The sequence below is a fragment of the Lachnoanaerobaculum sp. OBRC5-5 genome, from assembly GCF_000296385.1.
Classification (GTDB): Bacteria; Bacillota; Clostridia; order Lachnospirales; family Lachnospiraceae; genus Lachnoanaerobaculum.
This window is the reverse complement of sequence record NZ_JH815185.1, coordinates 1,000,008-1,008,423: the sequence shown is the minus strand read 5'-3', so window position 1 is coordinate 1,008,423 and position 8,416 is coordinate 1,000,008. Positions and strand designations below refer to the sequence as shown.

Genomic DNA, 8,416 nt, shown 5'->3' with positions numbered 1-8,416 from the left:
CGAACGCACATCCGTTGAAAAGGGTGGCGATGAGGTGTGGATAGGGGAGAAATTCCAATCGAACCCGGAGATAGCTGGTTCTCCTCGAAATAGTTTTAGGACTAGCCTCGTTATTAGTCTACCGGAGGTAGAGCACTGAATTTTTGCGGGGGCGTCAAAGCCTACCAAGAGATATCAAACTCCGAATGCCGGCTAGATGATTGACGGGAGTCAGACTACACGAGATAAGTTGGGTAGTCAAAAGGGAAAGAGCCCAGACCTACGGCTAAGGTCCCAAAGTGTGTGTTAAGTGGAAAAGGATGTGGGATTTCGAAGACAGCTAGGATGTTGGCTTAGAAGCAGCCATACATTAAAAGAGTGCGTAACAGCTCACTAGTCGAGAGGTCCTGCGCCGAAAATGTCCGGGGCTAAACACAACACCGAAGCCTAGGAATGTATTATATACATTGGTAGAGGAGCATTCTTAGAGGCGTAGAAGCCATACCGGAAGGAATGGTGGAGTAATAAGAAGAGAGAATGCCGGAATGAGTAGCGAGAAAGAGGTGAGAATCCTCTTGGCCGAATATCTAAGGTTTCCTGAGTAAAGCTGATCTACTCAGGGTAAGTCGGGGCCTAAGGCAAGGTCGAAAGACGTAGTCGATGGATAACAGGTACAGATTCCTGTACTACATATAATCAGAACTGTGGGGACACGGAGACTGAAACCGAACCCGGGAGGACAAAAACCGGGGCAAGCGAAGTACCTGTATGGGAGGAAAAACCACCATGCAATGGGAAAACGTGATGCGTACCGAAAATTAGTAGGGAAGTCGGTTAGGGAGCCGTCAAGAAAAGCCGCTATTGTGTTATATGTACCCGTACCGCAAACCGACACAGGTAGATGAGGAGAGAATCCTAAGGCCGGCGGGAGAAGCATTGTTAAGGAACTCGGCAAAATGACCCCGTAACTTCGGGAGAAGGGGTGCCACTTTAATAGAGTGGTCGCAGAAAAAAGGCTCAAGCAACTGTTTAGCAAAAACACAGGTCTATGCGAAACCGCAAGGTGAAGTATATGGGCTGACGCCTGCCCGGTGCCGGAAGGTTAAGAGGAGAAGTCAGGAAACGAAGCTTTGAATTGAAGCCCCGGTAAACGGCGGCCGTAACTATAACGGTCCTAAGGTAGCGAAATTCCTTGTCGGGTAAGTTCCGACCCGCACGAAAGGCGTAATGATTTGAGCGCTGTCTCAACAATGCACCCGGTGAAATTGAAGTACCAGTGAAGATGCTGGTTACCCGCGCCAGGACGGAAAGACCCCATGGAGCTTTACTCCAGTTTGGTACTGGGATTCGGTAATACTCGTACAGGATAGGTGGGAGACGTAGAAGTATAGACGCTAGTTTATGCAGAGTCGCCGTTGGGATACCACCCCTGTATTGCTGGATTTCTAACCTGCGGCCGTTATCCGGCCGGGGGACAATGCCAGACGGGGAGTTTGACTGGGGCGGTCGCCTCCGAAAGAGTATCGGAGGCGCTCGAAGGTTCCCTCAGAATGGTCGGAAACCATTCAAAGAGTGCAAAGGCAGAAGGGAGCTTGACTGCGACACCGACGGGTGGAGCAGGTACGAAAGTAGGACTTAGTGATCCGGTGGCATAAAGTGGGATTGCCATCGCTCAACGGATAAAAGCTACCCTGGGGATAACAGGCTTATCACTCCCAAGAGTTCACATCGACGGAGTGGTTTGGCACCTCGATGTCGGCTCATCGCATCCTGGGGCTGTAGCAGGTCCCAAGGGTTGGGCTGTTCGCCCATTAAAGCGGTACGCGAGCTGGGTTCAGAACGTCGTGAGACAGTTCGGTCCCTATCCGGCGTGGGCGTAAGATATTTGAGAGGAGCCGTCCTTAGTACGAGAGGACCGGGACGGACTGACCGCTGGTGTACCTGTTGGAGAGTAACTCCATGGCAGGGTAGCTATGTCGGGACGGGATAAACGCTGAAGGCATCTAAGCGTGAAGCCCCCCTCAAGATGGGATATCTCATGTGAAAACAGTAAGACCCCTTGAAGACTACGAGGTAGATAGGGCCAAGATGTAAGTACAGTAATGTATTGAGTTGATGGTTACTAATAGGTCGAGGGTTTAACCAAAAGATAGGAAAAAATTTATAATAGCTCGGAATTTGGTAGGCAGTTTTGAAGATACATTTCTTCAAAAAAATACTTGCATAATCAATGATTATCTGATATAATACACGAGTATTTGCCCTGATAGCTCAGTAGGTAGAGCATGCGGCTGTTAACCGCAGTGTCACAGGTTCGAGCCCTGTTCGGGGCGCTTGTTTAGGCAACTAGACACGGCGACATAGCCAAGCGGTAAGGCGTGGGTCTGCAACACCCTGATCACCAGTTCAAATCTGGTTGTCGCCTTGATTAGAAAATCTAATCCTATGCGGGAATGCTGGAATTGGCAGACAGGCAAGACTAAGGATCTTGTGTCTGTATAGACGTGAGGGTTCAAGTCCCTTTTCCCGCACTTAAAGAACAACTTAGGTTGTTCTTTTTTTGTAACACTTTTTAAATGGATTTATAACGATAAACGTAATCAAAAGTTTAAAATATTGTAATAAGTAAACAGGCGTAAAGTAATTGTTCAATCTTACAAATTTTGGTATAATTTAAGTACTCTAAAATAAAGCAAGGAGTGCTCATGAAAAGGAAAATTCTAACATTGGCATCCGCTCTAACCCTTGTTTCATTATGTAGTTTCAACGCCTATGCAGATATGGATTTGGAGACAAGTAACGCAGTCTCCGGTATGGCCGTAGCCTTAAACAATTATAAGGCAAGCTCTATATCTCCACAGACGGCTCTTGGTGAGTCATTAAAAGAAGCGACCACCAATACTATAGAGATAACGGGAGCTGACGATGCACGAACAAAACTTGTAAATGATACGGTGAAATACGAAGCGCCGTCAATACAAGACAAACTCAAAGAGGATATCATAAAAGATGATATCGTTGTAGCCAATCGAAAAAAGGACACGGTTGTTCATTCAAGTGCCAAAGAGACCGGTGAGGCTGTAGGAAGTATTTCATACAGTTCGGTTGCGACAGTTGTAGGAACTGAGGTGAATGAAAGCGGAGAGTGGTTAAAAATCAACTCCGGAAGTGTTGAAGGTTATGTAAAGGCTTCAGAAGTGGCTACAGGAGAAAAAGCCAAAAAATTGGCGAAAGATGCAATCGTCACATATGCAACCGTTGTAGACATTGACAATGTAAGATTGAGAACAACACCTAATATAACTTCAAACACCCTCACTATGCTTGGAGGCGGAGAGAAGTTTGTAGTCGTAGGACAGGATAACAACTTTGTAAAGGTTCAGGTAGATGACGATCTCACAGGATATGTTTATAAGGACTTTATAAAGACGGATATATCTTATAAAACAGCTAAGACAACGGAAGAGAGTACTATAGAGGCTCTTGAAAAGGCTAAGCTTGAAACGGAAGCCAAAGAGGCTATGGATATTTATCAAAATCTGGTAGATGCAGACGGTGATAAAACTATAGCGGCAAAGAAAGATACGGTAGTTGAAGATACTACAAAAGCCAAAGAGACAAAGAAGTCTACGGAGGCAACCGAGAAGACAACTTCAGAAAAAACAGGCACAGAGCCTAAGACCATAAAGTCACCTGCAGCCGAAAAAAGAGAAACACCTGCAAGCAAAGAGGTGAACATCAATGTTCCGGATACAATAAAAGGAACATCAAAGGCTAATGAAGAAAAATCGGAGGCTCCGAAGGAGACGACAAAACAGCCTGAGACAACGCTAAAACCTACATCAAAGCCTACGGAAGATGCCACAAAGCAGTCAACTAAGGCGGAAACAAATGCTGATACGGTTGAAGCTACAAAAAATTCCGAGGAGAAAAAAGTTTCGGAAACTATAAAGGCGATAGAAGATACTAAAAAAGAAACGGAATCGTCTAAAGTCACCATAGAAACTGTTAAAGAGCCTGAGGCAACAAGTATTCCGGAAACAACCAAGCAAACTGAAACGGTTCAGGAAAAGATAGATGCCGTACAGGCACCGGGAACTATCAGTGCTGTAGAAGATACAACAAAGCAGACTGAGGCTACAACGGTAGCTGAGGCGCCACAGACTAAGCCTGCAGAATCCAAGGTTGAAATCACTACGCAAGCTACAACTGCGGCAGGATATGGACCGGGTGGAAATACCGAAAAGCCTAAGGAAACAGAGACCAAGGCAAAGACGGTTCAGAAAGAAAGCTCAGTCGTAACAGGTGAGAACGGTGGACCGGGAGTAAGTAAATCAAAGGCTACCACAACCGCTACAACGGAAAGCACAAAGGCGGCAGTCAAGGAAAATGCTTCAAGAGCCGCAATAGTTGCTTATGCTAAGCAGTATGTGGGAAATCCATATGTTTATGGCGGTACATCTTTGACAAACGGTGCAGACTGCTCAGGATTTGTTATGAGAGTTTATGAACAATTCGGAATCAGTACCGGAAGAAATACAAGACAGCAGGCTAATAACGGAAGAGAAATAAGTTTATCCGAAGTTCAGCCGGGAGATCTGCTCTTTTACGGAAGCGGCGGAGAGATAAGCCATGTAGGTATATATATGGGCGACAATAAGATAGTTCATGCTGCAAATAAGAATCTTGGAATTACAATAGGAAGAAGTGATTACAGAACTCCTATAAAAGCGGTTACATTCTTAAGATAGATTTTATAAAAAAGTTGGGTTGCGATTATTTTGCCCGACTTTTTTATATATTGGATGTAAAAATTATTTGGCATTGATTATAAAAAGTATTATAATGTCATGTAGTAATAAGAAACGGGAGAGGAAAATGAAAAAAAGATTTATATTGTTAGGTGCTGTTTTAGCATTAACTCTAAGTGCATGCGTTTCTAAGAAAACGGAAACAGGCTCCTCACAGGAGAGCAAAGCAACAACAAATATTGATACTACAGGATTTCTTGTAACTTCAATTAATGCGGATATTCAGACTGCAGATCCGCATAAGACATCAAAGGATTATATGGTACCTTTAAATATCTTTGACAGATTGGTAGAAGCAAAGATAAAGAGCGACGGTTCAAGTGAGCTTGTACCTTCATTGGCAAAGAGTTGGGACATATCTGAGGACGGAAAAGTTTACACTTTGCATTTACAGGAAGGTGTAAAATATTCAAACGGTGCCGATTTTAAAGCTGACGATGTGGTGTATTCACTAACAAGAATTCTGGGAGTTACAGGTGCTGTAAACGGTGACTTTGTAAGCCAGATTGAAGGTGCTGATAAAGTTATGGACGGAAGCAGTAAAGAACTTACAGGTGTAAAAGCTGTGGACGATTATACTGTAGAGATCACTTTATCTGAGCCTTATTCAGGATTTTTGGCATGTCTGTCATCATCACCTGTATGTATGCTTGATAAGGAGACTACAGAGGCAGCAGGCGACAAGTTCGGAATCGACCCTTCTGTGACTGTAGGAACAGGTGCTTTCAAGATGGCGGAGTGGACAGTGAATGATTCTATTGTACTTACAAAGAATGACACATATTGGGGTGGAGATGTATCACTTCCCGGTGTTCTTATAAGAGTTATACCTGACTCCGAAACAAGAAATATGATGTTTAAGAACGGTGAGCTTGATATACTTGATTTTGATTACATGCTTGATTATATTGACACATATAAGAAGGAGATGCCTGATGTACTTTACCATACTCCAAGAGTAGGTATTACATACTTTACATTCAATGAGAATACGGAGCCTTTAAACAATGTAAATGTAAGAAAAGCAATCTCTATGGCAATCAATCGTCAGGAAATCATTGATTCATTACTTGGCGGTGTGGCAACAATTGAAAACGGTATTTTCCCAAGAGGACTTATAGGATATAATTCTACATTACCTGAGCTTAAGTATGATCCGGACGGAGCAAAAGCATTACTTGCAGAGGCCGGTTATCCGAACGGATTTGATATGGAGATTTCAGTTGATTCATCATCATCAGATACTACAAAGACTATACTTGAAGTAATATCATCACAGCTAAGCGAAGTCGGTATAAATGCGGAGATAAAGAATTATGACGAGTCAACATGGCTTGCAACAAGAAAAGACGGTACACTCGGTTCATTTATGTCAACATGGACTGCTGATTATAACGATCCCGACAACTTTATTTATACATTCTTCGGAAATGAGAATAATACAAAGCAAAGATCATTGAATTATCCGGACAAGGCTGTAATGGACAGAGTAAGTGCGGCAAGAACAATAGTAAATTCTGAGGAGAGATTATCAGAGTACAATGATCTTGAGAAGAAAATTGTTACAGAAGACTTTGCATGGTTACCTATGTTCTCAAAAGAGCATTATTATGGTGTAAGCAAGAATATCGAGGGATTTGAGCCTAACTGGGCCGGAATTTCAGATATGAGATTTGTAGGCTTTTCAAAAAAATAGCTATAGCACTTAAAATAGATAATTGGTATAATGGAGCGAGATATCGCTCCATTTTTTTATATCGGAGCTTTTTGGAGGCAGTTTTGTTTAAAAATATATTAAAAAGAATTTTGATTTCCATACCTGTTTTGATAGGCGTGGTTTTGATAATATTTATAATGTTAAGAGTAGTACCGGGAGACCCTGTAACCACAATGCTTGGTGAACATGTAAACCAGGTTGTAATAGATAAGATAAGTAAAGAGATGGGACTTGATAAACCTCTGTATATGCAATTCTTTACATATATCTCACATGCTGTAAGAGGAGATTTCGGAACAAGCTACAGACTGAACAGAAATGTAACAGGTATAATACTGGATGCATTCCCGAATACGGTAAGACTTGCAGTATGTGCCGCAATAGTTTCATGGATAGTCGGCATTGTAAGCGGAATATTTGCGGCGGTAAATAAAAATAATATTTTAGACAGGCTGTTTATGGGCACTGCACTTCTTGGTGTATCCATGCCTGTATTTATGATAGCACTTGTATTGCAGTATCTTTTTGCCTATAAGCTGAAAATATTTCCCGTATCGGGATATGAGACAGCGGCATCAATGGTATTACCTTCTATAGTACTTGGATGGAATTCCGCAGGAAGTATTGCAAGAATGACAAGATCGAATATTTTGGAAGTAATGCAGGAGGACTATATCAGAACTGCAAGAGCCAAGGGACTTTTGGAATTTGCGGTTATGAAATCACATGCTTTAAAAAATGCCATGCTTCCTGTAGTTACAATGATGGCACTGCAGATATCTTCCATGCTTTCGGGTGCGGTTATTACAGAGAATATTTTCGGTATACCGGGAATAGGCAGACTTGCGGTAAATGCAATAGAGACCAGAGATATGCCGCTTTTACAGGGAACGGTTATATTTACCACAATACTGGTTATATTAGGAAATTTGATAGCGGATTCATTGTACTCTATTCTAGATCCGAGAATTAGAAAGGAGATATAGAAAGAGTGGTGAAGAAAAACAATAATATGAGTAAAAATATTGATAAAAAGTCGGTTGTTGACAAGGAAATTCTAATGGAAGAGAGCCTTATTGAAAAGCTGAACACTGTAATTAAACAAAACAAGCTGGCATTCTTTTCTCTTATAGTTATCTTTATAATTATATTTTGCGCCATATTCGCAAATGTGATATGCGCATACGGACCGAATGCACAGAGTTTAAAGGACAGACTTTTGGCACCTTCATTTGCACATCCTCTGGGTACAGATGAACTTGGAAGAGATACATTGACCAGAGTTATTTACGGAGCAAGAATATCACTTACCATAGGACTTTTACCGACATTTATTTCAATGACAATAGGCACAATACTGGGACTTATCGCAGGTTACTTCGGCGGAAAGATAGATTTTGCGATAATGAGACTTGCGGATATAATGCTGGCATTCCCGTCACTTTTACTTGCGATGGTTGTAATGTATACAATGGGCGGAGGACTTATAAATATATTTATAGCACTGTCTTTGGTAAACTGGGCATCCACATCCAGAGTAATACGTTCGGAAACATTGTCACTTTCAAAGAAAGAATATGTTGAGGCGGCAAAAAGTATGGGTGTAAGTAATGCTACAATTATTTTCAGACATATATTGCCAAACTGTATACCTACATTGGTGGTATTATTTACCTTAAGTATACCTTCAGCCATACTTTCGGAGAGTTCTTTAAGCTTCCTCGGTGTAGGTGCACAGCCGCCTACGGCAAGCTGGGGACTTATGGTCGTGAGTGCAAAAAAATATCTGTTTACACAGCCTGTACTTGTACTGGCACCGGCTATGGCTATAATGATTGTAGTTTTAGCATTCAATTTTTTGGGTGATGGACTAAGAGATGTATTAGATCCATATCTTAAGGAGCAGTAA

4 protein-coding genes, 3 tRNA genes and 3 other annotated features are annotated in these 8,416 nt (G+C 42.1%); all 7 genes read left to right on the top strand.

Features of this window, described 5'->3' with window-relative positions; translation table 11 throughout:
• Positions 1 to 78 precede the first annotated feature (78 nt).
• Positions 79 to 513, top strand: a sequence feature (23S ribosomal RNA rRNA prediction is too short).
• An 11-nt stretch (positions 514 to 524) separates the two neighbouring features.
• Positions 525 to 1,246 (top strand) — a sequence feature (23S ribosomal RNA rRNA prediction is too short).
• Position 1,247: 1 nt separating this feature from the next.
• Positions 1,248 to 2,113 (top strand) — a sequence feature (23S ribosomal RNA rRNA prediction is too short).
• A 126-nt stretch (positions 2,114 to 2,239) separates the two neighbouring features.
• The 7 genes from HMPREF1135_RS04670 to HMPREF1135_RS04640 all read left to right on the top strand — a co-directional run bounded on the left by HMPREF1135_RS04670 (position 2,240) and on the right by HMPREF1135_RS04640 (position 8,416).
• Positions 2,240 to 2,312: transfer RNA gene (locus HMPREF1135_RS04670), tRNA-Asn, on the top strand.
• A 21-nt stretch (positions 2,313 to 2,333) separates the two neighbouring features.
• A tRNA-Cys gene (locus tag HMPREF1135_RS04665) sits at positions 2,334 to 2,404 on the top strand.
• A gap of 22 nt (positions 2,405 to 2,426) precedes the next feature.
• Positions 2,427 to 2,510 (top strand) — tRNA-Leu (locus tag HMPREF1135_RS04660).
• 174 nt (positions 2,511 to 2,684) lie between these two features.
• Positions 2,685 to 4,730 (top strand): C40 family peptidase, encoded by a 2,046-nt coding sequence (locus tag HMPREF1135_RS04655; RefSeq protein ID WP_007592539.1) that lies wholly within the window; start codon positions 2,685 to 2,687, stop codon positions 4,728 to 4,730.
• A gap of 127 nt (positions 4,731 to 4,857) precedes the next feature.
• Positions 4,858 to 6,486, top strand: coding sequence for an ABC transporter substrate-binding protein (locus tag HMPREF1135_RS04650; RefSeq protein ID WP_007592536.1), 1,629 nt, complete (start codon positions 4,858 to 4,860; stop codon positions 6,484 to 6,486).
• An 83-nt stretch (positions 6,487 to 6,569) separates the two neighbouring features.
• Positions 6,570 to 7,493: an ABC transporter permease gene (locus tag HMPREF1135_RS04645; RefSeq protein WP_007592534.1), complete on the top strand. Its 924-nt coding sequence runs from the start codon at positions 6,570 to 6,572 to the stop codon at positions 7,491 to 7,493.
• Between the two features lie 5 nt (positions 7,494 to 7,498).
• Entirely contained in the window at positions 7,499 to 8,416 is a 918-nt protein-coding gene (locus HMPREF1135_RS04640) for an ABC transporter permease (protein ID WP_007592531.1), read from the top strand.